The sequence below is a fragment of the Streptomyces sp. NPDC020884 genome, assembly GCF_044333935.1.
In the GTDB taxonomy this organism is placed as follows: Bacteria; Actinomycetota; Actinomycetes; order Streptomycetales; family Streptomycetaceae; genus Streptomyces.
Genome location: NZ_JBIRRY010000002.1, coordinates 148505 through 171137, shown reverse-complemented (window position 1 = coordinate 171137; position 22633 = coordinate 148505). Strand labels below are relative to the sequence as shown.

Genomic DNA, 22633 nt, shown 5'->3' with positions numbered 1-22633 from the left:
AGTGGGGAGTGATCGTGGGTAAACCGGACTATTAAGGATGAGTCACCTAGGGGTGGGGGGTGTCCCAGTCGCGATGATCAGCAGCGGAATGGTGGATTCAGTGATGCAATGTCCGTTTTCTGGACCGAGATCAGCTGTCCGGAATCGGTCAATTGTCCATAAGTTCGTGAGCAAACTCACATGATGATCGTCGCCTCATCCCGGCTCCGCCGGGGAATCGGATGTTTAGCCTGACGCTTTACAGGGATGGCGAATCCGACAAGCCGGCGCCGCGACGAGCGACGCCCTTCACCGAACAGGGTCCTGACGGCAGATGAAGACGACGACGATGTTCCGCAACATTGCCAACCCCCGGCGCACCACGCTGGCGCACCTCCAGGACGCCGAAGCGCTGGCGACGCCCTTCCAGCCGGAGCACGCCGCCGACCTGCCGACCGTGACGGCCAACCCGCGCCGCACCATCCTCATGGAAGCCCCGGTCGCCGTCGCCCGGTAGCACCCCGCAATGCGCGCGGTTGTCCCCCTCATCGGCGTCAGCGCCTCGCCCGGCCGGGGCCGGGCGAGGCGCTAGCCTGGAGCGTCAGTCTTCAGTCAGCCAGCAAGTGAGGGGCGACAGCATCCCGTGCGCATCGCCAGGTTCTCCATCGACGGCAATGTCGCCTTCGGCGCCGTCGAGGGACAGGGCACCGTGGAATCCGGTGGCCTCGTCCTCGACATCATCAAGGGCATTCCGTACGCCGACTTCGAGCTCTCGGGCACCAAGGTCCCCCTGAACAAGGTCCGGCTGCTGCCCCCCGTGCTCCCCAACAAGGTCGTGGCCATCGGCCGCAACTACGCGGAGCACGCCGCCGAGCTCGGCCACGAGGTCCCGGACGCGCCGATCACCTTCTTCAAGCCCACCACCTCGGTGATCGGCTCCGGCGACGCGATCGAGTACCCCTCCTTCTCCAACGAACTGCACCACGAGGCCGAGCTGGCCGTGGTCATCGGCCGCATGTGCCGCGAGGTCCCCCGGGAGCGCGTCAAGGACGTCATCCTCGGCTACACCTGCGCCAACGACGTCACGGCCCGCGACGTGCAGCAGCGCGAGAAGCAGTGGGCCCGCGCCAAGGGCTTCGACACCTCCTGCCCGCTGGGCCCCTGGGTGGAGACCGACGTGGACCCCCACGACCTCACCATCCAGGCGACGGTCAACGGCGAGCAGCGACAGCTGGGCCGCACCAGCGACATGGTCCGCTCCATCGAGGACCTGATCGTCCACATCACGGAGGCCATGACGCTGCTCCCGGGCGACGTGATCCTCACGGGCACCCCCGCGGGGGTCGGCCCCCTGCACGTCGGCGACGAGGTCGCCGTCACCATCGAAGGCATCGGCACTCTCACCAACAAGGTGATCAAGCGTGGCTAACGCACCAGTCCGTGTACGTTTCTGTCCCTCCCCGACCGGCAACCCCCACGTGGGCCTGGTCCGGACGGCGCTCTTCAACTGGGCCTTCGCCCGGCACCACCAGGGCACCCTGGTCTTCCGGATCGAGGACACCGACGCGGCGCGCGACTCCGAGGAGTCCTACCAGCAGCTGCTCGACTCGATGCGCTGGCTGGGCCTGGACTGGGACGAGGGCCCCGAGGTCGGCGGCCCGCACGCCCCCTACCGCCAGTCGCAGCGGATGGACCTGTACAAGGACGTCGCCGAGAAGCTGCTCGCCGCCGGGTACGCCTACCCCTGCTACTGCACCACCGAGGAGCTCGACACCCGCCGCGACGCCGCCCGCGCCGCCGGGAAGCCGTCCGGCTACGACGGCCACTGCCGCGACCTCACGGCCGAGCAGACCGCCGCGTACGAGGCCGAGGGCCGCAGCTCGATCGTCCGCTTCCGGATGCCCGACGAGGCCATCACCTTCACCGACCTGGTCCGCGGCGACATCACCGTCCAGCCGGAGAACGTCCCGGACTACGGCATCGTCCGCGCCAACGGGGCCCCGCTCTACACCCTGGTCAACCCGGTCGACGACGCGCTGATGGAGATCACCCACGTCCTGCGCGGCGAGGACCTGCTCTCCTCCACCCCGCGGCAGATCGCCCTGTACCGGGCGCTCATCGAGTTGGGCATCGCCAAGGACACGCCTGCCTTCGGCCACCTGCCGTACGTCATGGGCGAGGGCAACAAGAAGCTCTCCAAGCGCGACCCGCAGGCATCCCTCAACCTCTACCGGGAGCGCGGCTTCCTCCGCGAGGGCCTGCTGAACTACCTCTCGCTGCTCGGCTGGTCGATCGCCGAGGACCGCGACATCTTCTCGATGGACGAGCTGGTCGCGGCGTTCGACATCAAGGACGTGAACGCCAACCCGGCCCGCTTCGACCTCAAGAAGTGCGAGCACATCAACGCCGAGCACATCCGCATGCTGGACGTGAAGGCCTTCACCGAGGCCTGCGGCCCCTGGCTCCGGGCCCCGTTCGCGCCGTGGGCCCCGGAGGACTTCGACGCGGAGAAGTGGGAGCAGATCGCGCCGCACGCCCAGACCCGGGTCACGGTGCTCTCCGACATCACCGACAACGTCGACTTCCTCTTCCTCGACGAGCCGGTGGCGGACGAGGCGTCCTGGGCCAAGGCGATGAAGGGCGACCCCGCCGCCCTCCTGACCACGGCCCGCGCCAACCTGGAGACGGCGGACTGGAGCGACCCGGAGTCCCTGAAGAACGCCGTCCTCACCGCCGGCGAGGCCCACGGCCTCAAGCTCGGCAAGGCCCAGGCCCCGGTCCGCGTCGCCGTCACCGGCCGCACCATCGGTCTGCCGCTCTTCGAGTCCCTGGAGATCCTGGGCCGGGAGAAGAGCCTGGCCCGCGTGGACGCGGCGCTGGCCAAGCTGACCGCGTAGCGACAGGACACCCCGAGGAGGGCCGCGGCCGACCGGCCGCGGCCCTCCTCGGCTTTTCGCCCCCGCGGGCGGCCGCCGGACGGCTACCGTGGCGTTCATGCCGATCCGCGCCGTGCTCTGGGACATCGACGACACGATCTTCGACTACTCGGGGGCCGACCGCACCGGGATGCGGCAGCACCTGGAGCGCGAGGGCCTGCCCGAGGCGTACGCGTCGGTGGACGCCGCCCTCGACGCCTGGCGGGCGCTGAGCGTCCGGCACTGGGCGCGCATGACCGCCGGGGAGACGGACTTCGCCGGGCAGCGCCGGGACCGGGTGCGGGAGTTCCTCTCGCGCGAGCTGGAGGACGCCGAGGCCGAGGCATGGTTCGGGCGCCACGCCGCTCACTACGAGGCCGCCTGGGCGCTCTTCCCGGACGTGCTGCCCGTGCTGGACCTGCTGGCCCGCGACTACCGCCACGCGATCCTGTCCAACGCCAACACCCACCACCAGCACCACAAGCTCACCGTGCTCGGCGTTCGCGACCGGTTCGAGGCGATGGTCTGCGCCGTGGAGCTCGGGATCTCCAAGCCGGCCGCCGGAGCCTTCCACGCGGCCTGCGAGGCGCTCGCGCTGGAGCCGCACGAGGTGGCGTACGTCGGGAACGAGCCCGACATCGACGCGAGCGGGGCCGTCGCGGCCGGGCTGACCGGCATCTGGCTCGACCGGCGGGGCAGGGGCGGGCGCTCCGATCTCGTGACGATCACCGGGCTCGACCAGCTGCCCCCTCTGCTGGCAGGCAATACCCGTTTTGGAGCGCCGGACACCTTCGGGTAATGTTCTTTCTGCGCCGCCCGAGCAGGCCGAAAGATCCGCCCGGGAAGCGCAGACAGAGATGAAGCCCCACCGGGGGTTGCATTTCAATGGGCTATGGTGTAATTGGCAACACTACGGTTTCTGGTACCGTCATTCTAGGTTCGAGTCCTGGTAGCCCAGCGCAAGACCAAGCAGTACGAGCAAGATCAGCAGGAACAAGCAGGACAAGCCCCCGTTGTGTAGCGGCCTAGCACGCTGCCCTCTCACGGCAGTAGCGCCGGTTCGAATCCGGTCGGGGGTACAGATCCTTCCCGCGAGAACACCTGGGTCGCACCCACGTTTTCGATGCAGGATCGCTAGGGCCCCCGTTGTGTAGCGGCCTAGCACGCTGCCCTCTCACGGCAGTAGCGCCGGTTCGAATCCGGTCGGGGGTACTTGTCACACCATGGGCTATGGTGTAATTGGCAACACTACGGTTTCTGGTACCGTCATTCTAGGTTCGAGTCCTGGTAGCCCAGCGCAAGTCAGCAGTATCCACGCCCCCGTTGTGTAGCGGCCTAGCACGCTGCCCTCTCACGGCAGTAGCGCCGGTTCGAATCCGGTCGGGGGTACAACAGAGCAGTACAGGAAGGCCCTTCACCTCGGTGGAGGGCCTTCTTCGTGCTCCCCGAGAGAGCAACTCTCCCGCGCTGTGCGGCGGTTCGGGCCGGGAGGGGGGAGAAAAAGGGCCGCCACGGCGCTGGGGCGGCCTTCCGGAAGAGGGGAGAAGTGCGGGCGGAGGGTCAGCCCGTGCGGCGCAGGGCCTCGCTCAGGCGGGCCGCCGAGTCGATGACCGCCTGGGCGTGCATCCGGCCCGGGTGACGGGTCAGCCGCTCGATCGGCCCGGAGACCGATACGGCGGCGACCACCCGGTTCGAGGGGCCGCGCACCGGGGCGGAGACCGAGGCCACGCCCGGCTCCCGCTCGCCGATCGACTGGGCCCAGCCCCGCCGCCGTACGCCGGAGAGCGCCGTCGCCGTGAACCTGGCGCCCTGGAGGCCGCGGTGCAGGCGCTCCGGCTCCTCCCAGGCCATCAGGATCTGGGCGGAGGAGCCCGCCTTCATGGTGAGCGTGGAGCCGACCGGCACCGTGTCCCGGAGCCCCGACAGCCGTTCCGCCGCCGCCACGCAGATGCGCATGTCGCCCTGCCGGCGGTAGAGCTGCGCGCTCTCGCCGGTGATGTCGCGCAGGTGGGTGAGCACCGGTCCGGCCGTGGCCAGCAGGCGGTCCTCGCCCGCCGCGGCTGCCAGTTCCGACAGCCGGGGGCCGAGAATGAACCGGCCCTGCATATCCCTCGCCACCATCCGGTGGTGTTCCAGTGCCACGGCCAGTCGATGGGCCGTGGGCCGTGCGAGCCCGGTCGCCGCGACCAGCCCGGCGAGGGTGGCCGGACCGGACTCCAGGGCGCTCAATACCAGAGCTGCCTTGTCGAGAACGCCGACGCCGCTAGAGTTGTCCATACGACGATACTCCCGTCTCACTCTGTGAAACGCAAGTTCAATTTTCGGCGGAAGTTGCGAACCTGTAGGGGCGGCCGCACAACGGCCCGTAGCCGCCGCCCCGCACGGGGGTCCGGACGGAGGCAACCGAATCTCTAGTTGGGCCGGCGAAGACGCCGGCCGGAGGGAAAGCGATGGGTAGGACACTCGCGGAGAAGGTCTGGGACGACCATGTCGTCCGGCGCGCGGAGGGCGAGCCCGACCTTCTCTTCATCGATCTGCACCTGCTGCACGAGGTGACCAGCCCGCAGGCCTTCGACGGTCTGCGCCAGGCCGGACGTCCGGTGCGGCGCCTCGACCTCACCATCGCCACCGAGGACCACAACACCCCGACCCTCGACATCGACAAGCCGATCGCCGACCCGGTCTCGCGCGCCCAGCTGGAGACCCTGCGCAAGAACTGCGCGGACTTCGGCGTGCGGCTGCACCCGCTGGGCGACGTCGAGCAGGGCGTCGTCCACGTGGTCGGCCCGCAGCTGGGGCTGACCCAGCCCGGCACCACCGTGGTCTGCGGCGACTCCCACACCTCCACGCACGGCGCGTTCGGCGCGCTGGCGTTCGGCATCGGCACCAGCCAGGTGGAGCACGTCCTGGCCACCCAGACGCTGCCGCTGGCCCGCCCGAAGACCATGGCCATCACGGTCGAGGGCGAACTGCCCGACGAGGTCACCGCGAAGGACCTGATCCTGGCGATCATCGCCCGGATCGGCACCGGCGGCGGCCAGGGCTACATCCTCGAATACCGCGGCTCCGCCATCGAGAAGCTCTCGATGGAGGCCCGGATGACGATCTGCAACATGTCGATCGAGGCCGGCGCCCGCGCGGGCATGATCGCCCCGGACGCCACCACCTTCGACTACCTCGAGGGCCGCGACCACGCCCCCGAGGGCGAGGACTGGGACGCCGCCGTCGCGTACTGGAAGACCCTGCGCTCCGACGACGACGCGGTGTTCGACGCCGAGGTCGTCATCGACGCCACCGAACTGGCCCCGTTCGTCACCTGGGGCACCAACCCGGGCCAGGGCGCGCCCCTGTCGGGGCAGGTCCCCGACCCGGCTTCGTACGAGGACGCCTCGGAGCGCTTCGCCGCCGAAAAGGCCCTGGAGTACATGGGGTTGACCGCCGGGCAGCCGCTGCGTGACATCAACGTCGACACCGTCTTCGTAGGTTCGTGCACCAATGGCCGCATCGAGGACCTGCGCAACGCGGCCTCGATCCTGGACGGCCGCAAGGTCGCGACAGGGGTGCGGATGCTGGTCGTCCCCGGCTCGGTCCGGGTCGCCCTCCAGGCCGTCTCCGAGGGCCTGGACAAGGTCTTCACCGAAGCCGGCGCCGAATGGCGGCACGCGGGTTGCTCGATGTGCCTCGGCATGAACCCCGACCAGCTGGCCCCCGGCGAGCGCTCCGCCTCCACCTCGAACCGCAACTTCGAGGGCCGGCAGGGCAAGGGCGGCCGCACCCACCTGGTCTCGCCCCAGGTCGCCGCCGCCACCGCGGTGCTGGGCCATCTGGCCTCGCCCGCCGACCTGTCCGACGCCCGTACCCCCGCCGGAGTCCGATAGCCATGGAAGCATTCACCGACCACACCGGCCGGGCCGTTCCGCTGCGCCGCAGCAACGTCGACACCGACCAGATCATCCCCGCCCACTGGCTGAAGAAGGTCACCCGCGACGGGTTCGAGGACGGGCTCTTCGAAGCCTGGCGCAAGGACGAGAACTTCGTCCTCAACCGCCCCGAGCGCCAGGGCGCCTCGGTCCTGGTCGCCGGTCCCGACTTCGGTACGGGCTCCTCCCGCGAACACGCGGTCTGGGCCCTGCAGAACTACGGCTTCAAGGCCGTCGTCTCCTCCCGCTTCGCCGACATCTTCCGCGGCAACTCGCTGAAGAACGGGCTGCTGACCGTGGTCCTGGAGCAGCAGGTGGTCGACGCCCTCTGGGAGCTGACGGAGGCCGACCCGACCGCCGAGGTGACCGTCGACCTTCAGGCGCGACAGGTCCGCGCCGAGGGCATCACCGCCGACTTCGAGCTCGACGAGAACGCCCGCTGGCGACTGCTCAACGGCCTCGACGACATCAGCCTCACCCTTCAGAACGAAGCGGACATCGCCGCGTACGAGGCGGTCAGGCCCGCCTTCAAGCCGCGTACTATTGCCGTCTGAGCAGCACTTTTCCAGGACTGCGCCCCCTGCCTCCGGGCAGGGGGCGCAGTCGCTTGTTGAGACCCCGTCGGGCGACAACTCGCCCCAGATGGCACAATCGGTGCATGGAACGCGACAGCCAACTCAAGCTCTATGGCGAAGTCGCCGACCGATTGAAGGAAGCGCACGCGAAGGTGCGTGCACTGCAAGTCCCGGAGAGCGTACGGATGGCGCTGACCCGGAAGCTGCTGGTCGTCACGGCCGCGGCGAAGCACGATCTCCCGGACGCGGCAAGGCGTCTGGACCGGTTGGTGAAGGACCTCGATGAGGGCCGATTCCCCGAAGGTGACTGACACGTGGAACTGCGCATCGGTCGACTTCGTTGCGGCACTAGGGTGATTAGCCCGTTTCGTGTTTGATTTGCGGTATATATCTGCCTAACGTGCGAAAAAGCTTGAACACTTTCGTTCTGGCTATGTCTCCGAAGGGGAAGACGTGAACAAGGCGCAGCTCGTAGAAGCGATTGCCGACAAGGTCGGCGGCCGCCAGCAGGCCGCAGACGCCGTCGACGCGGTACTCGACGCGATCGTCCGTGCCGTTGTCGCCGGGGACCGTGTCTCGGTCACCGGCTTCGGCTCGTTCGAGAAGGTCGACCGCCCCGCCCGGTACGCCCGCAACCCGCAGACGGGTGAGCGCGTCCGGGTCAAGAAGACCTCGGTGCCCCGCTTCCGCGCGGGCCAGGGTTTCAAGGACCTGGTGAGCGGCTCGAAGAAGCTCCCCAAGAACGATGTGGCCGTCAAGAAGGCCCCCAAGGGCAGCCTCTCGGGCGGATCTTCCGCCGCCCGTACGACGGTGAAGGCCGCCGCCGCCAAGAAGTCGGCCGCCAAGAAGGCCACCGCGAAGAAGACCACCGCCAAGAAGGCGACTCCGGCGAAGAAGACCACCGCCGCCGCCAAGAAGGTCACCGCGAAGAAGACCACCGCGACGGCCAAGAAGGCCACCTCGGCCGCGAAGAAGGCGGCCCCGGCGAAGAAGGTCGCGACGGCAGCCAAGAAGGCCGTCGCCAGCAAGACCGCGCCCGCCAAGAAGACCACGGCGAAGAAGGCGCCCGCGAAGAAGACCACGGCGCGCAAGACCACGGCCAAGAAGGCCACCGCACGCAAGAAGTGAGACCGGGCACCCGCTCGCTCCTCACAACGCGCCGGGCCGGGCTCCCCTCCGGGGGAGCCCGGCCCGCGGGCTGTCCGGGCCCCGTTCGGCCCAGCGGACACTCCTAGAACGTCTGCAGCGTCACCAGCGTGATCCGCAGGGCCGCCCCCTCGCCCTCGCCCTCGATCCGCACCCGTTGCCCCGGCCGCAGCAGCAGCAGGCCGCCCGCGTCGAAGGCGGCGGCGTCGAAGTCCACCGGGGTGCCGTCGTCCAGCAGCACGCTGCCGCTGCGGGTCTCGGAGTCGTACGTGTACGAGGTCGCCTGCATGGGCGGCAGCCTATCGGTCACGGGCCGGGGCGGAGACGGCCGCGATCCGCGCCGTGTGCGGCCCCACCCCCAGGGCCAGGGCGACCCGCAGATCCTCGCCCGTATCCACGTCCCGGCGCACCGAGTCGACACCGGACAGCGTTATTTCCACCGCACCCGATGCCAGGTGCCGGGACCCGGACGGACCACCGAAAGCCGGACGGAATTCCGCACCGCTCGCCGCGGTCAGAAATGTCGTGCCGATTCCCGCCGCGTCCCGGAGAAAAGCGCGGGGAAAAGCGGAGGCAAAATCGAGCACCCGCGCCAATTCGCCGGTGCGCAGCGCGGGCAGATCCGCGTTGAGCGCGGCCACCGCCGCGGCGGAACGCAGGGCCCGCACGGAGCGGGCGCCGTGCGCGAGCGCCGCGTTGAGCCCGGCCCCCGGAGCGTCCGGCACGATCCGCGCCCCGAGCGCCGAAAGGGCCGCCGCGGCCGCCGCGTCGTCCGTGACGACCACCACATCCCGCACCCGGGAACAGGCCAGCGCCGCCGCCACCGTGTCCTGGGCGAACGCCAGGGCCAGCCGGGGCCGCGCGTCCTCGCCCGCCGCCCGTCCCAGGCGGCTCTTGGCCCGTGCGAGCGGCTTCAGCGGAACGACCAGGGACCAGGCCCCGGCCGGATCGGTGTTCGTGGCGATCTCCCCCTCCGTACGCATCAGGACTTATTCTCGCCTGCCGGTACGACAACCCGGAGGACCGGTGCCGAACGTGAGGCGTACGGTGTTCTCGACAGAGCCGGGGTCTGGGGCGAGACTTGACCGTCAGTAGCCAGACAGCAGGTCAAGCTCCTTAAGGAAGGTGTCCGAGTGTCCCGCCGCAGAATCGGCTTTTGGTACCGCCTGGCGGCGGTCATCGCCAAGCCGCCATTGGTGGTTCTGTTCAAGCGCGACTGGCGGGGGATGGAACACATTCCGGCCGACGGCGGATTCATCACCGCCGTCAATCACAACTCCTATCTGGACCCGCTCTCCTACGGACACTTCCAGTACAACACCGGGCGGGTGCCGCGGCTCCTGGCGAAGGCCGGCCTCTTCCGCACCCCGTTCGTCGGGATGATGCTGCGCGGCACCGGCCAGATCCCCGTCTACCGCGAGACCACCAACGCCCTGGACGCCTTCCGGGCCGCCGTGGACGCCATCGAGCGCGGCGAGTGCGTCGCCTTCTACCCCGAGGGCACCCTCACCCGGGACCCCGACATGTGGCCGATGGCCGGCAAGACCGGGGCCGCCCGGGTCGCCCTGATGACCAGGGCGCCCGTCATCCCCGTCGCCCAGTGGGGCGCCAACCTCGCGATGCCGCCCTACGCCAAGGAGAACAAGTTCCGGCTGTTCCCCCGCAAGACGCTCCAGGTGCAGGCCGGACCCCCCGTCGACCTCAGCCGCTTCCACGGTCTGGAGCCGACCCCCGAGGTGCTGCGCGAGGCGACCGAGGTCATCATGGCGGCCGTCACGCGCGAGCTGGAGGACCTGCGCGGCGAGAAGGCCCCCGCCGAGCTCTACGATCACCGCAAAGCCCGTGCTGAACAACGGCGCAGGGCCCAGGGAAAGGGACCCACGTGACGCACCCCGTAAAAGCAGCCGTCTTCGGAACCGGCTCATGGGGTACGGCCTTCGCCGTGATCCTCGCCGACGCGGGCTGCGAGGTCACCCTCTGGGGCCGCCGCGCCGAGGTCGCCGAGACCATCAACACCACCCGCACCAACCCGGACTACCTCCCGGGCATCGCGCTCCCCGACTCCATCCGCGCCACCACCGACGCCGCCGAGGCCCTGCGCGGCGCGGAGTTCGCCTTCCTCGTCGTGCCCTCCCAGACGCTGCGCGCCAACCTCGCCGACTGGACCCCGCACCTGGAGCCGGACACCGTCCTGGTCTCCCTGATGAAGGGCGTCGAGCTCGGCACCGCCGAGCTGATGAGCGAGGTCATCGCGGACGTCACCAAGGTCTCCGCCGACCGCATCGCCGTCGTGTCGGGCCCCAACCTGGCCAAGGAGATCGCCGAGCGGCGCCCCGCGGCGGCCGTCGTCGCCTGCGCCGACGCGGCGGTCGCCCAGCGCCTCCAGGCCGCCTGCCACACCTCGTACTTCCGGCCGTACACCAACACCGACGTCGTCGGCTGCGAGCTCGGCGGCGCCGTGAAGAACGTCATCGGCCTCGCCGTCGGCATCGCGGACGGCATGGGTCTCGGCGACAACACCAAGGGCTCCCTCATCACCCGAGGCCTCGCCGAGACCACCCGTCTGGGTCTGGCCATGGGCGCGGACCCGTTGACGTTCTCCGGCCTCGCGGGCCTGGGCGACCTGGTGGCGACCTGCTCCTCGCCGCTCTCGCGCAACCACACCTTCGGCACCAACCTCGGCCGCGGCATGACGCTCCAGGAGACGATCGCCGTCACCAAGCAGACCGCCGAGGGCGTCAAGTCCTGCGAATCGGTCCTCGACCTGGCCCGCAGGCACGGCGTCGACATGCCCATCACCGAGACCGTCGTCTCCATCGTCCACGAGGGCAAGTCCCCGGTCGTCGCCGTCAAGGAGCTGATGTCGCGGAGCGCCAAGGCCGAGCGACGCTGACGTCTCCCCTACCAGCAGGTACGCTCGTCGCGATATGAGCAGCGAGAACCTCCCCCAGAGCCCTGAGCGCGCCGAGAGCCCTGAGCCGCGGCGCCGCAAGCCACGTGTGGCTGTCGTGTTCGGCGGCCGCAGCTCCGAACACGGCATCTCGGTCGTCACGGCCGGCGCCGTCATGAAGGCCATCGACCGGACGAAGTACGACGTTCTGCCGATCGGCATCACGGCGGACGGCCGCTGGGCGCTCACCGCCGACGAGCCCGAACGCATGGCCATCGCCGACCGCCAGGTCCCCGACGTGGACCGGCTCGTCGAGTCCGCCGAGGGCAGCGTCGTGCTCTCCGTGGACCCCGGAAACCGCGAGGTCCTCTACAGCGAACCCGGCTCGGTGCCCAAGGCGCTCGGCGAGGTCGACGTCGTCTTCCCCGTGCTCCACGGCCCGTACGGCGAGGACGGCACGCTCCAGGGGCTGCTCGAGCTCTCCGGCGTGCCCTACGTCGGCGCGGGCGTCCTCGCCTCGGCCGTCGGCCAGGACAAGGAGTACATGAAGCGGGTCTTCCTCTCCTTCGGGCTGCCCGTCGGACCGTACGAGGTCGTCCGCCCCCGCGAGTGGGACAACGACCCCGCCGCCGCCCGCAAGCGGATCGTGGACTTCGCCGGCGAGCACGGCTGGCCGCTGTTCATCAAGCCCGCCCGTGGCGGCTCCTCGATGGGCATCACCAAGGTCGACGGCCTCGAGGGCCTCGACGAGGCGATCGAGGAGGCCCGCCGCCACGACCCGAAGTTCCTCGTCGAGTCGCTGCTGCGCGGCCGGGAGATCGAGTGCGGGGTGCTGGAGTTCGAGGACGGCCCGCGCGCCAGCGTGCCCGCCGAGATCCCGCCGGTCACCGCGCACGACTTCTACGACTTCGAGGCCAAGTACATCGACTCGGCCGCCGGTCTGGTGCCGGCGCCGCTCACCGAGGAGCAGACCGCCGAGGTGCAGCGGCTCGCCGTCGCCGCCTTCGACGCCGTCTCCTGCGAAGGCCTGGTGCGCGCCGACTTCTTCCTCACCGAGGACGGCTCCTTCGTCATCAACGAGATCAACACCCTGCCGGGCTTCACCCCGATCTCGATGTACCCGCGCATGTGGCAGGAGAGCGGCGTCGGCTACCCGGAGCTGGTCGACCGGCTGATCCAGGCCGCGTTGAGCCGTTCCACCGGGCTGCGCTGACGGACCCGCCGGGCGGCCTTCAGAACTTGCTCGGGACCGTCTTCGAGACGGGGCCGGCGAACGAGGCCAGCGGCGTGATGTCGTGGGCGTACGTCGAGTCCAGGGTGACCTCGACGTACGCCTTGCGGTACGTGGTGGTGAACCGCGGACCGGAGTCCTCGGGCTCCTCCAGCATCCACTGCACCCCGTCCGCCTCGACACCCTGTGACTGGGGGTCGTCCATCTTCGCGGGCCGGGGGACCCCGCAGCGCAGTACGATCGCCCCGTCCCCCCAGCCGGCGGTCAGCTCGGAATCCGGGGAGGGGTCGCTGCGGTCCAGTTCGAGGACGGCCTTCGGCAGTTCCTCGTGCAGGGCCCTGCAGTACGCGGCGGCCTCCGAAGACGGTGTGGGAACCGTGATCGAGGGCTGCGCGTCGCTGAAGGAACAGCCCGCCGCGGCCAGCACGAGAACGAGCACGGCAGCGGACGGACCGAGGGATATCGAGTGGTGGGAGCGGCGGGCGGATGACGTCACCGGCCCAGCCTAGACGGGGGTCAGAGGTGGACGACCGGGCAGGTCAGCGTTCGTGTGATGCCGTCCACCTGCTGCACTTTGGCGACCACCATGCGGCCGAGTTCATCGACCGTGTCGGCCTGGGCCCGCACGATCACGTCGTACGGACCGGTGACGTCCTCTGCCTGGATGACTCCCGGGATCTTGGAAATGGTCTCGGCGACGATCGACGCCTTGCCCACCTCGGTCTGAATGAGGATGTACGCCTGTACCACGGAACCTCCAGGGCGGCCACGAGGATCATGTGGGGGAAAGGGACGCCACGTTATCGCGTTGCCGAGGGCCACGGGGAGACCTACGGGCCGGATGACGCCCACAGCGTGGCGTACAGGGCGCAGAAGTTGACGTATCTCTTGACGGTACCGACAGCACAGACGGCTCGCGACCGGGGGCCCGGACGGGTGTCCGGGGCGATAAAGGAGAGGTGAGACTCGGTGAAGGGAACCGTGGGCGAGTTGGGGGAGTTCGGGCTCATCAGAGAGCTCACGTCCCGGCTCACCACCACTCCGGCGGTACGGCTGGGGCCCGGCGACGACGCCGCGGTCGTGGCCGCCCCCGACCGCAGGGTCGTGGCCAGTACGGACATCCTGCTGGAAGGACGGCACTTCCGCCGCGACTGGTCGACGGCGTACGACGTCGGCCGCAAGGCCGCCGCCCAGAACCTCGCCGACATCGCGGCGATGGGCGCCGTGCCCACCGCGCTGCTCCTCGGCCTCGTCGTCCCGGCCGACCTGCCCGTCACCTGGGCCGCCGAGCTGATGGACGGGCTGCGCGACGAATGCCAGGTGGCGGGCGCGGCCGTGGTCGGCGGCGATGTGGTCGGCGGCGACACGATCACCGTCGCGATCACCGCGCTCGGCGACCTGCGCAACCACGAACCGGTCACCCGGGCCGGCGCCTGCCCCGGCGACGTCGTCGCGGTCACCGGCTGGCTCGGCTGGTCCGCCGCCGGATACGCGGTGCTCTCCCGCGGCTTCCGCTCGCCCCGCGCCTTCGTCGAGGCCCACCGCCGCCCCGAACCGCCCTACCACGCGGGCCCCGCGGCCGCCGGGCTCGGCGCCACCGCGATGACCGACGTCAGCGACGGCCTCGTCGCGGACCTCGGACACATCGCGGAGGCCAGCAAGGTCCGCATCGACCTGCGCGCCGGCCTCATCGACATCCCCTCGCAGATGTCCGACATCGGTCAGGCCGTCGGCGTCGACCCGCTCCAGTGGGTGCTGACCGGGGGAGAGGACCACGCGATCGTGGCGACCTTCCCGCCGGACGTGAAACTGCCCGCCCGCTGGAAGGTGATCGGCGAGGTCCTCAACCCCTCCGCCCTGCCCCAGGTCACCGTCGACGGAGCGCCCTGGACCAGCAAGGGCGGCTGGGACCACTTCGGCTCGATCGAGGACACCCCGCCGCGCATGTGAGCGGGGGCTGCGCGCGCGAGCGTTAGATTGCTGCGTATGCCCATACGTACCGCTGTACCGCCCCGTGTGCTCACCGTCGCCGGATCCGACTCCGGCGGCGGTGCGGGGATCCAGGCCGATCTGAAGACGATGCTCGCCCTCGGCGTCCACGGCATGAGCGTGCTCACCGCCGTCACGGCACAGAACTCCCTCGGCGTCCAGGGCGCGTGGGAGCTTCCGGTGGACGCCGTACGCGCCCAGTACCGCAGCGTCGTCGACGACATCGGCGTCCAGGCCGTGAAGACCGGAATGCTCGCCTCCACCGCCCTCGTGGAGACCGTCGCCGAACTCCTCGCCGGAACCGACGCCCCCGTCGTCGTCGACCCGGTCGGCGTCTCCAAGCACGGCGACGCGCTGCTCGCCGCCGAGGCGCTCCACTCCGTACGGACGAAACTGCTGCCGGTCGCCACCGTCGCCACCCCCAACCTCGACGAAGTGGCCCAGCTCACCGGCGTCCAGGTCACCGACGAGCGCGACCTGCGGCGGGCCGCCGAGGAGATCCTCGCCTTCGGACCGCGCTGGGTCGTGATCAAGGGCGGCCACCTGCCCGGTGAGGCGGTGGACCTGCTCACCGACGGGAGCGCGGAACACTGGCTGCGCGCCCCCCGGCACGACAACCGCCACACCCACGGCACCGGCTGCACCCTGGCCTCCGCCATCGCCTCCGGGCTCGCGCTCGGTCAGGACGTGCCCACGGCCGTGCGGGGCGCGAAGGCGTACGTCACCGGTGCGATCGAGGCCGGCTTCCCGCTCGGCGGCGGCATCGGCCCGGTCGACCACGGCTGGCTGACCCGCCCGGCCGTCCGATCAGCCCCACGGTCCGCCTCCTGAGCCGCCTGCTGGGTCGCCTCCTGGGCACAGCAAAAAGCCGGTCCACCGAGGTGGACCGGCTTTTTTGGGCAACCGGAAGGCTGCGCTACGACGGGGACGTCAGCGCGCGACCTTGCCGGCCTTGATGCACGAGGTGCAGACGTTGAGCCGCTTCGGCGTCCGACCGACCACGGCACGCACGCGCTGGATGTTGGGATTCCAGCGACGGGACGTACGGCGGTGCGAGTGCGAAATGCTGTTGCCGAAGCTCGGCCCCTTGCCGCAAACGTCGCAGTTGGCAGCCACGGGTCACTCCAAAGACTTCAGATGCACTTACAGTGAATTCCGGCGCGCCGGATTCATTTGACTGAAGTGGCGGTACCGGAGGAATGGCCCGACTCTCATCGGGCAACCGGAGCAGCATACAACGCCTGCTTCGGAGATACGAAACTACCACGGGTTGGCCCCCCGCCCTCCCCGCCCCCTGTCCGGACCGGGACCCCGGAAAGCGGGCTAACCTGCGATGCAGCCCGTTGCCACGGCCGCTTCAAGGAGGACCATCGGTGCCGCAGCTCCCCGACGATCTGGACGCCGTCGCGGTGCGCACGTGGTGCTCACTGGCCCTGGAGGCCCTGGGCCGGGAGCGCGCGGAGATCGACGCGATCAACGTCTATCCCATCGCCGACGGGGACACCGGCACCAACCTCTACCTGACTCTCGAGTCCGCAGCCGCGGCCGTCGAAGCGGTGTTCGCCGCCCATGAGACCGGCACCACCGCACCCGCCACCTCCGACGCCGTACGCGCCATGGCGCACGGCGCCCTGATCGGCGCCCGCGGGAACTCCGGCACGATCCTGGCCCAGCTGCTGCGCGGCATGGCCGGGGTACTGGCCGACGGCGGCGACGCGGCTCACCTGCGGCTGGCCCTCGCCGACGCCGCCGAGGCCGCCCGGCAGGCCGTCGCCCATCCCGTCGAGGGCACGGTGCTCACCGTCGCGGCGGCGGCCGCCGAGGCCGCCCGGGGCGAGGACCCCGACCTGCGCACCGTCGTGAACGCGGCCTACGAGGGAGCGCGCGCCGCCCTCGCCAGGACCCCCGAGCAGCTCGCCGTCCTCGGCCGGGCCGGGGTCGTGGACGCCGGGGGCCGGGGACTGGTGGCGGTCCTGGGCGCGCTGGCGGAGACGGTGACCGGGCAGGCTCCGGCCCGGGGACCTAGCACCGGGCCCGGGAAGGCGCCCGTGCCCGTGGACGGCGGGTCCGTGGTGGGGCTTCCGGTGGGCGGCGTTCCGGTGCCGGCCGAGAGCGGCCCGCCGGGCGGCGCGCCCGTGGGGGAGGGCCCGCTCGACTGCCCCGAGGACGGCGGCGCGGGGCCCGCGTTCGAGGTCATCTATCTGCTGGAAGCCCGCGACGAGCAGGTGGCCCGGCTGCGCACCCGGCTCGACGCGCTCGGCGACTCCCTGGTCGTGGTGGGCGGCGACGGGCTCTGGCACGTCCACGTCCATGTCGACGACGCGGGGGCCGCGGTGGAGGCGGGCGTCGAGGCCGGACGCCCGTACCGGATCCGGATCACCCACTTCGCCACCGAGAGCGGCCACGACCTCCGCGTCCAGGCCGAACCCGCCCAGCGCGCCGTCGTCGTCGTGGTCCCCGGCGACGGCCTGGCCGGGCTCTGCACCGAGGCCGGCGCCACCACCGTGATCGCCCGGCCCGGCGAACCCCCCGCCAGCGGCGAACTGGTCGACGCCATCCGCCGCGCCCACGCCCGCGAAGTGGTGCTGCTGCCCAACGACGCGGCCCTGCGCCACACCGCGGCCGCCGCCGCCGAACAGGCCAGGACCGAGGGGGTCCGGGTCGCCCTCGTCCCCACCCGAGCCGCCGTCCAGGGCATCGCCGCCCTCGCCGTCCACGAGCCGGACCGCGGCTTCGACGAGGACGTGGTCGCCATGACCGCCGCCGCCGGCGCCACCCGCTACGCCGAACTGGCCGTCGCCGAGCGCCAGTCGTGGACCATGGCGGGGGTCTGCCAGGCCGGGGACATCCTCGGCCTGATCGACGGAGACGTGGCCGTGATCGGCGCCGACGTCCCGGCCACCGCCCGCACCGTGCTCGACCGGATGCTGGCGGCCGGCGGCGAACTGGTCACCCTCGTCCTCGGCGAGGACGTCCCCGACTCGCTGGCCCACGTGCTGGAGGAACACGTGCGCGAGGGCCATCTCGCCGTGGACACCGTGGTCTACCGGGGCGGGCACCAGCGCGCACCCCTGCTGATCGGCGTCGAGTAACCGCGTCGCGGCCGTGCCCGGCGGACAGCTGTCAGTGCCGTGGTGTGCAATGGATCGCGTGTCCTCGTTCGATGAACCTCTCAAGAAGCTGCTCGGCGGAGCCACCGCGAAGGTGATGGCCGAACACCTCGACCTGCACACGGTCGGTGATCTGCTGCATCACTACCCGCGGCGGTACGAGGAGCGCGGCAAGCTGACCGCGCTGGCCGACCTCCCGCTGGACGAGCACGTCACCGTCGTCGCCCAGGTCGCCGACGCCCGGATCCTGATGTTCAACAACGGCCGGGGCAAACGCCTGGAAGTCACCCTGACCGACGGCAGCGGCCGCCTCCAACTGGTCTTCTTCGGCCACGGCGTCCACAAGCCGCACAAGGAACTGCTCCCGGGCCGCCAGGCGATGTTCGCGGGCAAGGCCTCGGTCTTCAACCGCAAGATGCAGCTGGCCCACCCCACCTACCAACTGCTCGACGCCTCCGACGCCGACGAGGCCACCGAGGCGGTGGACGCCTTCGCCGGACGCCTCCTGCCGATCTACCCCGCCTGCAAACAGCTCGACTCCTGGCGGATCGCCAAGGCCGTCGACGCCGTCCTGCCCAGCGCGCAGGACGCCGTGGACCCGCTGCCCGCCTCCCTGCGCGAGGGCCGCGGGTTCACCCCGCTCCCCGAGGCGCTGCTCAAGGTGCACCGCCCGCAGACGAAGGCGGACATCGAGGACGCCAGGGCCCGGCTCAAGTGGGACGAGGCGTTCGTCCTCCAGGTCGCCCTGGCCCGCCGCAGGTACGCCGACACCCAGCTCCCCGCCGTCGCCCGCCGCCCGGTCACGGACGGCCTGCTGGACGCGTTCGACGCCGAACTGCCCTTCACCCTCACAGAGGGCCAGCAGAAGGTCAGCAAGGAGATCTTCGACGACCTGGCCACCGAGCACCCGATGCACCGCCTCCTCCAGGGAGAGGTGGGCAGCGGGAAGACGATGGTGGCCCTGCGCGCCATGCTCACCGTGGTCGACGCGGGCGGCCAGGCCGCGATGCTCGCCCCCACCGAGGTCCTCGCCCAGCAGCACCACCGCTCGATCACCGAGATGATGGGCGAGCTGGCCGAGGGCGGCATGCTGGGCGGCTCGGACCGGGGGACCAAAGTCGTCCTGCTCACCGGCTCCATGGGCATGGCGGCCCGCCGCCAGGCCCTGCTCGACCTGGTCACCGGCGAGGCCGGGATCGTCATCGGCACCCACGCGCTGATCGAGGACAAGGTGCAGTTCCACGACCTCGGCCTCGTCGTGGTGGACGAACAGCACCGCTTCGGCGTGGAGCAGCGCGACGCCCTGCGCTCGAAGGGCAGGCAACCGCCCCACCTCCTCGTCATGACCGCCACCCCCATCCCCCGTACGGTCGCGATGACGGTCTTCGGCGACCTGGAGACCTCCGTCCTGGACCAGCTCCCGGCCGGCCGCTCCCCGATCGCCAGCCATGTCGTCCCCGCCAAGGACAAGCCCCACTTCCTCAGCCGCGCCTGGGAACGCGTCCGCGAGGAGGTGGAGAACGGCCATCAGGCGTACGTGGTCTGCCCCCGCATCGGCGACGACGCACAGGAGGCGGAGGGCAAGGGCGGGAAGAAGGCGAAGGCCCGGAAGCCGGCCGCCGAGGAGGACCCCGAGAAGCGGCCGCCACTCGCCGTCCTGGAGATCGCCGACGAACTGCGCAAGGGCGCGCTGGCCGGGCTGGGCGTCGAGGTGCTGCACGGGCGGATGCACCCCGACGAGAAGGACGACGTCATGCGCCGGTTCGCCGCCGGGGACGTGGACGTCCTGGTCGCCACCACCGTCATCGAGGTCGGGGTCAACGTCCCCAACGCCACCGCCATGGTGATCATGGACGCCGACCGCTTCGGCGTCTCCCAGCTCCACCAGCTGCGCGGCCGCGTCGGCCGTGGCTCCGCCCCGGGGCTCTGCCTGCTGGTCAGCGAGGCCCATGAGGCGAGCCCCGCCCGCGCCCGGCTCTCCGCCGTCGCCGCCACCCTCGACGGCTTCGAGCTCTCCCGCATCGACCTGGAGCAGCGCCGCGAGGGCGATGTGCTGGGCCAGGCCCAGTCCGGAGTGCGCTCCTCGCTGCGGATGCTCGCCGTCATCGACGACGAGGAGGTGATCGCCGCCGCCCGTGAGGAGGCCGTCGCGATCGTCGCCGCCGACCCGGAGCTGGAGCACCTGCCGGAGCTGCGCACGGTGCTGGCCGCCCTCCTGGACAAGGACCGCGAGGAGTATCTCGACAAGGGGTGAGGGCGCGGGGGCGACCGCCGACCGGGCCGGTGCGGACCGCACGCCATATCGTGGACGCACGGCACGCGCACAGCGCGCGGGCCGGCCGCCGACGGCTCCGTACGCCGTACGTCCACGACCCCGAGGACCACACACCCATGACCCGCGTGATCGCCGGCTCGGCCGGCGGACGCCGCCTGGCCGTACCGCCCGGCACCGGCACCCGCCCCACCTCCGACCGGGCGCGCGAGGGCCTGTTCTCCACCTGGGGAGCGCTGCTCGGCACCCTGGAGGGGGCCAGGGTCGCCGATCTGTACGCCGGATCCGGCGCCGTCGGCCTCGAAGCGCTCTCCCGCGGCGCGGTCCACGCCCTGCTCGTCGAGGCCGACCCGAAGGCGGTCCGCACCGTCCGCGACAACGTCCGGACGCTCGGCCTGCCCGGCGCCGAGGTACGCACCGGCAAAGCGGAGCAGATCGTGACAGGTCCGGCGCCCGCCGACCCGTACGGCATCGTCTTCCTGGACCCGCCGTACGCCGTCACCGATGACGATCTTCGCGAGATCCTGCTCACACTCCGTGCTCAGGGGTGGCTCACGGCCGATGCGCTCGTCACGGTGGAACGCAGCACCCGGGGCGGAGAATTCGGCTGGCCCGCCGGATTCGAGCCACTGCGGTCCCGTCGCTACGGCGAGGGAACGCTTTGGTACGGTCGCGCCGCCGCTACGTGCGAAGACGCACGATGACCGGACCGGAGAGCGAGGGAATCACAGTGCGCCGCGCCGTCTGTCCGGGGTCGTTCGACCCCATCACCAACGGACATCTCGACATCATTGGCCGAGCCTCGAAGCTGTACGACGTGGTGCACGTCGCGGTGATGATCAATCAGTCCAAGAAGGGGCTGTTCACCGTGGACGAGCGGATCGAGCTGATCCGCGAGGTCACCGCCGACTTCGGCAACGTCGAGGTGGAGTCCTTCCACGGACTGCTGGTCGACTTCTGCAAGCAGCGGGAGATCCCGGCGATCGTGAAGGGCCTGCGGGCCGTCAGCGACTTCGACTACGAGCTGCAGATGGCCCAGATGAACAACGGGCTCTCGGGCGTCGAGACGCTCTTCGTGCCGACCAATCCGACGTACAGCTTCCTGTCGTCCTCGCTGGTCAAGGAGGTGGCGACCTGGGGCGGCGACGTCTCCCACCTGTTGCCGCCGGCCGTCCACGAGGCACTCGTGGAGCGCCTGGGCGAACGCTGAGGCGCTGACGGATCGTCAGCAGGTGTCGGGCGGCGGCCGACTGGCCTTACAGTCGTCCCGTCCGTCTCCAACAGAGCAGCAGAGAGTGGCGAGCACACGGTGGACGTGCAGAAGAAGCTCGACGAGATCGTCGAAGCGGTCGGGAGCGCCCGATCCATGCCCATGTCGGCCTCGTGCGTGGTCAACCGCGCCGAGCTGCTCGCCATGCTCGAAGAGGTGCGCCAGGCGCTGCCCGGCTCCCTCGCCCATGCCCAGGAGCTGATCGGCGGCCACGAGCAGTTCGCCGAGCAGGCCCGGCAGGAGGCCGAGCGGATCATCGAGTCCGCCCACGCCCAGCGCGCCTCCCTGATCTCCGAAACCGAGATCGCCCGCCAGTCGCAGAGCGAGTCCGACCGGATCCTGTCCGAGGCCCGCCGCGAGGCCGAGGAGGTCCGGGCCGAGGCCGACGACTACGTCGACAGCAAGCTCGCCAACTTCGAGGTCGTCCTCACCAAGACCATCGGCTCGGTGGACCGGGGCCGCGAGAAGCTCCTCGGCCGCGGTCAGGGCCTGGACGAGCAGGGCTACCAGGACCCCGACTTCGCCGAGGCCCCCGAGCGCAGCGCCGACCCGGAGACCCTGCGGCAGCGGGCCGACGCGTACGTCGACGCCAAGTTCGGCGCCTTCGAGGCCGTTCTCGCCAAGACCCTGGAGGCGGTCGGCCGGGGCCGGCAGAAGCTGCTCGGCCGGGTCGCCAGCGACGACCTCGGCGCGCACATGGCCGCCCAGGACGCCGCGGGCGGCCAGGGGCACACCAGCGACGCCGACTATCTGGCCGGTCTCGCCGAGCACTCCGCCCCGGAGCAGCAGCAGGCGCCCCAGCAGCCCGCGTACCCGGCGCAGCCGCAGGCCGAGCCGAGCTACGCGCAGGCGGCGGCCTACGGCTACCAGGAGCAGCCGCTCCAGCAGGGCGTCCAGGACGCGTACGGCTACCAGCAGCAGCCCGACCCGTACGCGGCCTACCCGCAGCAGGGGGGCTACGACCCGAACGGGTATCCGCCCCAGCCGGGGACCCAGCCGGACTACGGCTGGCAGCCCCAGCCCCAGCAGCAGCCCCAGGCGCCCGATCAGCAGGGCGGCGGCGCGCTGGACGAGACCAGCCTCTTCGACACCGGCATGATCGACCTGGAACAGCTGCGCCGGTACGAACAGGGCCGCTGACCCCGGCGAGCTGGTCCGATTGGGTGCTGAGCGGTCCTTCCAGTATCCTGAATCCTCGGTCGCACATAGGTCCGCGATCTCGGCTGCCCGTTTCGTCCATGGATCGGGACGATGCGATTCCGGACCGCCCACGGCCCTTCCTTTGCAGCACGACACCCATGATTCGAAAGCAGGAAAAGCCCTGAACGGCCACCTC

General features: G+C 70.8%; 24 protein-coding genes and 5 tRNA genes. 23 read left to right on the top strand and 6 right to left on the bottom strand.

Annotated elements, in window-relative coordinates:
- Nucleotides 1-313 precede the first annotated feature (313 nt).
- The 9 genes from ACH4UK_RS07655 to ACH4UK_RS07615 all read left to right on the top strand — a co-directional run bounded on the left by ACH4UK_RS07655 (nucleotide 314) and on the right by ACH4UK_RS07615 (nucleotide 4283).
- Entirely contained in the window at nucleotides 314-496 is a 183-nt protein-coding gene (locus tag ACH4UK_RS07655) for a hypothetical protein (RefSeq protein WP_398355088.1), read from the top strand.
- Nucleotides 497-622: 126 nt separating this feature from the next.
- Nucleotides 623-1408 carry a fumarylacetoacetate hydrolase family protein gene (locus ACH4UK_RS07650; RefSeq protein ID WP_398355087.1) on the top strand — a complete coding sequence of 262 codons (786 nt, stop codon included), beginning with the start codon at nucleotides 623-625 and terminating at the stop codon, nucleotides 1406-1408.
- Entirely contained in the window at nucleotides 1401-2876 is a 1476-nt protein-coding gene (gene gltX / locus ACH4UK_RS07645; protein WP_398355086.1) for a glutamate--tRNA ligase, read from the top strand. The genes ACH4UK_RS07650 and gltX overlap by 8 nt, the downstream gene beginning before the upstream one ends.
- Nucleotides 2877-2973: 97 nt before the next feature.
- On the top strand, nucleotides 2974-3693 hold the full coding sequence (locus ACH4UK_RS07640; RefSeq protein ID WP_398355084.1) for an HAD family hydrolase: 720 nt from the start codon (nucleotides 2974-2976) through the stop codon (nucleotides 3691-3693).
- Nucleotides 3694-3780: 87 nt separating this feature from the next.
- A tRNA-Gln gene (locus tag ACH4UK_RS07635) sits at nucleotides 3781-3852 on the top strand.
- Between the two features lie 48 nt (nucleotides 3853-3900).
- Nucleotides 3901-3973: transfer RNA gene (locus ACH4UK_RS07630), tRNA-Glu, on the top strand.
- Between the two features lie 60 nt (nucleotides 3974-4033).
- Nucleotides 4034-4106: transfer RNA gene (locus ACH4UK_RS07625), tRNA-Glu, on the top strand.
- A 12-nt stretch (nucleotides 4107-4118) separates the two neighbouring features.
- Nucleotides 4119-4190: transfer RNA gene (locus ACH4UK_RS07620), tRNA-Gln, on the top strand.
- 20 nt (nucleotides 4191-4210) lie between these two features.
- Nucleotides 4211-4283 (top strand) — tRNA-Glu (locus ACH4UK_RS07615).
- A 171-nt stretch (nucleotides 4284-4454) separates the two neighbouring features.
- Here the strand turns inward: ACH4UK_RS07615 and ndgR are convergent.
- Nucleotides 4455-5171 carry an IclR family transcriptional regulator NdgR gene (gene ndgR / locus ACH4UK_RS07610; protein ID WP_003966003.1) on the bottom strand — a complete coding sequence of 239 codons (717 nt, stop codon included), beginning with the start codon at nucleotides 5169-5171 and terminating at the stop codon, nucleotides 4455-4457.
- Nucleotides 5172-5344: 173 nt separating this feature from the next.
- On the opposite strand from ndgR, the gene leuC reads away from it, so the two are divergent.
- The 4 genes from leuC (at nucleotide 5345) to ACH4UK_RS07590 (ending at nucleotide 8517) form a co-directional block, all read left to right on the top strand.
- Entirely contained in the window at nucleotides 5345-6772 is a 1428-nt protein-coding gene (gene leuC, locus ACH4UK_RS07605) for a 3-isopropylmalate dehydratase large subunit (protein WP_398355083.1), read from the top strand.
- Between the two features lie 2 nt (nucleotides 6773-6774).
- Complete coding sequence (leuD, locus tag ACH4UK_RS07600) at nucleotides 6775-7368, top strand: 3-isopropylmalate dehydratase small subunit (protein WP_398355082.1); 594 nt, start codon at nucleotides 6775-6777, stop codon at nucleotides 7366-7368.
- A 104-nt stretch (nucleotides 7369-7472) separates the two neighbouring features.
- Nucleotides 7473-7700 (top strand): hypothetical protein, encoded by a 228-nt coding sequence (locus ACH4UK_RS07595; RefSeq protein ID WP_398355081.1) that lies wholly within the window; start codon nucleotides 7473-7475, stop codon nucleotides 7698-7700.
- Between the two features lie 142 nt (nucleotides 7701-7842).
- Nucleotides 7843-8517, top strand: a complete 675-nt coding sequence (locus tag ACH4UK_RS07590) for an HU family DNA-binding protein (protein WP_398355080.1) — start codon at nucleotides 7843-7845, stop codon at nucleotides 8515-8517.
- A 103-nt stretch (nucleotides 8518-8620) separates the two neighbouring features.
- Here the strand turns inward: ACH4UK_RS07590 and ACH4UK_RS07585 are convergent, their stop codons facing one another.
- Together ACH4UK_RS07585 and cofC are read right to left on the bottom strand one after the other, a co-directional pair.
- Nucleotides 8621-8824, bottom strand: coding sequence for a hypothetical protein (locus ACH4UK_RS07585; protein ID WP_398355079.1), 204 nt, complete (start codon nucleotides 8822-8824; stop codon nucleotides 8621-8623).
- A gap of 10 nt (nucleotides 8825-8834) precedes the next feature.
- Entirely contained in the window at nucleotides 8835-9518 is a 684-nt protein-coding gene (gene cofC / locus ACH4UK_RS07580) for a 2-phospho-L-lactate guanylyltransferase (protein ID WP_398355077.1), read from the bottom strand.
- Between the two features lie 150 nt (nucleotides 9519-9668).
- Between cofC and ACH4UK_RS07575 the strand changes: the two genes are divergently transcribed.
- Genes ACH4UK_RS07575 through ACH4UK_RS07565 form a run of 3 tightly spaced genes read left to right on the top strand, consistent with a single transcriptional unit; the run spans nucleotide 9669 to nucleotide 12638 of the window.
- The gene (locus ACH4UK_RS07575; protein ID WP_398355076.1) at nucleotides 9669-10421 is read left to right on the top strand and encodes a lysophospholipid acyltransferase family protein; all 753 of its coding nucleotides are present in this window, start codon (nucleotides 9669-9671) and stop codon (nucleotides 10419-10421) included.
- Nucleotides 10418-11428 (top strand): NAD(P)H-dependent glycerol-3-phosphate dehydrogenase, encoded by a 1011-nt coding sequence (locus ACH4UK_RS07570; protein WP_398355075.1) that lies wholly within the window; start codon nucleotides 10418-10420, stop codon nucleotides 11426-11428. The genes ACH4UK_RS07575 and ACH4UK_RS07570 overlap by 4 nt, the downstream gene beginning before the upstream one ends.
- A 34-nt stretch (nucleotides 11429-11462) precedes the next feature.
- Nucleotides 11463-12638 (top strand): D-alanine--D-alanine ligase family protein, encoded by a 1176-nt coding sequence (locus tag ACH4UK_RS07565; RefSeq protein ID WP_398355074.1) that lies wholly within the window; start codon nucleotides 11463-11465, stop codon nucleotides 12636-12638.
- A gap of 19 nt (nucleotides 12639-12657) precedes the next feature.
- On the opposite strand, the gene ACH4UK_RS07560 is transcribed toward ACH4UK_RS07565, so the two are convergent.
- Nucleotides 12658-13152, bottom strand: coding sequence for a DUF3515 domain-containing protein (locus ACH4UK_RS07560; RefSeq protein WP_398355073.1), 495 nt, complete (start codon nucleotides 13150-13152; stop codon nucleotides 12658-12660).
- Nucleotides 13153-13172: 20 nt separating this feature from the next.
- Entirely contained in the window at nucleotides 13173-13406 is a 234-nt protein-coding gene (locus ACH4UK_RS07555; protein WP_006127869.1) for an Lrp/AsnC family transcriptional regulator, read from the bottom strand.
- 219 nt (nucleotides 13407-13625) lie between these two features.
- On the opposite strand from ACH4UK_RS07555, the gene ACH4UK_RS07550 reads away from it, so the two are divergent.
- Together ACH4UK_RS07550 and thiD are read left to right on the top strand one after the other, a co-directional pair.
- Entirely contained in the window at nucleotides 13626-14606 is a 981-nt protein-coding gene (locus ACH4UK_RS07550; RefSeq protein ID WP_398355072.1) for a thiamine-phosphate kinase, read from the top strand.
- Nucleotides 14607-14642: 36 nt separating this feature from the next.
- The gene (gene thiD / locus ACH4UK_RS07545) at nucleotides 14643-15476 is read left to right on the top strand and encodes a bifunctional hydroxymethylpyrimidine kinase/phosphomethylpyrimidine kinase (RefSeq protein ID WP_398355071.1); all 834 of its coding nucleotides are present in this window, start codon (nucleotides 14643-14645) and stop codon (nucleotides 15474-15476) included.
- 99 nt (nucleotides 15477-15575) lie between these two features.
- Here thiD and rpmB read toward each other — a convergent pair whose 3' ends face one another.
- On the bottom strand, nucleotides 15576-15761 hold the full coding sequence (gene rpmB, locus ACH4UK_RS07540; RefSeq protein WP_003965989.1) for a 50S ribosomal protein L28: 186 nt from the start codon (nucleotides 15759-15761) through the stop codon (nucleotides 15576-15578).
- Between the two features lie 257 nt (nucleotides 15762-16018).
- Here rpmB and ACH4UK_RS07535 point away from each other — a divergent pair, with 257 nt between their 5' ends.
- The 5 genes from ACH4UK_RS07535 (at nucleotide 16019) to ACH4UK_RS07515 (ending at nucleotide 22437) form a co-directional block, all read left to right on the top strand.
- Nucleotides 16019-17737, top strand: coding sequence for a DAK2 domain-containing protein (locus ACH4UK_RS07535; protein WP_398355070.1), 1719 nt, complete (start codon nucleotides 16019-16021; stop codon nucleotides 17735-17737).
- A 49-nt stretch (nucleotides 17738-17786) separates the two neighbouring features.
- On the top strand, nucleotides 17787-20009 hold the full coding sequence (recG, locus tag ACH4UK_RS07530) for an ATP-dependent DNA helicase RecG (protein ID WP_398355069.1): 2223 nt from the start codon (nucleotides 17787-17789) through the stop codon (nucleotides 20007-20009).
- A gap of 137 nt (nucleotides 20010-20146) precedes the next feature.
- On the top strand, nucleotides 20147-20731 hold the full coding sequence (gene rsmD / locus ACH4UK_RS07525; RefSeq protein ID WP_398355068.1) for a 16S rRNA (guanine(966)-N(2))-methyltransferase RsmD: 585 nt from the start codon (nucleotides 20147-20149) through the stop codon (nucleotides 20729-20731).
- A 26-nt stretch (nucleotides 20732-20757) separates the two neighbouring features.
- Nucleotides 20758-21237, top strand: coding sequence for a pantetheine-phosphate adenylyltransferase (coaD, locus tag ACH4UK_RS07520; protein WP_398355700.1), 480 nt, complete (start codon nucleotides 20758-20760; stop codon nucleotides 21235-21237).
- Nucleotides 21238-21336: 99 nt separating this feature from the next.
- Complete coding sequence (locus ACH4UK_RS07515) at nucleotides 21337-22437, top strand: ATP synthase F0 subunit B (RefSeq protein WP_398355066.1); 1101 nt, start codon at nucleotides 21337-21339, stop codon at nucleotides 22435-22437.
- The last annotated feature ends 196 nt before the right edge of the window (nucleotides 22438-22633 follow it).

What these genes read in the sequence shown, in the direction of transcription:
- ACH4UK_RS07655 (WP_398355088.1), top strand. Translation starts at nt 314, where the DNA reads ATGAAGACGACGACGATGTTCCGCAACATTGCCAACCCCCGGCGCACC.
- ACH4UK_RS07640 (WP_398355084.1), top strand. Translation starts at nt 2,974, where the DNA reads ATGCCGATCCGCGCCGTGCTCTGGGACATCGACGACACGATCTTCGAC.
- ndgR (WP_003966003.1), bottom strand. Translation starts at nt 5,171, where the DNA reads ATGGACAACTCTAGCGGCGTCGGCGTTCTCGACAAGGCAGCTCTGGTA.
- leuC (WP_398355083.1), top strand. Translation starts at nt 5,345, where the DNA reads ATGGGTAGGACACTCGCGGAGAAGGTCTGGGACGACCATGTCGTCCGG.
- leuD (WP_398355082.1), top strand. Translation starts at nt 6,775, where the DNA reads ATGGAAGCATTCACCGACCACACCGGCCGGGCCGTTCCGCTGCGCCGC.
- ACH4UK_RS07595 (WP_398355081.1), top strand. Translation starts at nt 7,473, where the DNA reads ATGGAACGCGACAGCCAACTCAAGCTCTATGGCGAAGTCGCCGACCGA.
- ACH4UK_RS07585 (WP_398355079.1), bottom strand. Translation starts at nt 8,824, where the DNA reads ATGCAGGCGACCTCGTACACGTACGACTCCGAGACCCGCAGCGGCAGC.
- cofC (WP_398355077.1), bottom strand. Translation starts at nt 9,518, where the DNA reads ATGCGTACGGAGGGGGAGATCGCCACGAACACCGATCCGGCCGGGGCC.
- ACH4UK_RS07565 (WP_398355074.1), top strand. Translation starts at nt 11,463, where the DNA reads ATGAGCAGCGAGAACCTCCCCCAGAGCCCTGAGCGCGCCGAGAGCCCT.
- thiD (WP_398355071.1), top strand. Translation starts at nt 14,643, where the DNA reads ATGCCCATACGTACCGCTGTACCGCCCCGTGTGCTCACCGTCGCCGGA.
- recG (WP_398355069.1), top strand. Translation starts at nt 17,787, where the DNA reads ATGGATCGCGTGTCCTCGTTCGATGAACCTCTCAAGAAGCTGCTCGGC.
- rsmD (WP_398355068.1), top strand. Translation starts at nt 20,147, where the DNA reads ATGACCCGCGTGATCGCCGGCTCGGCCGGCGGACGCCGCCTGGCCGTA.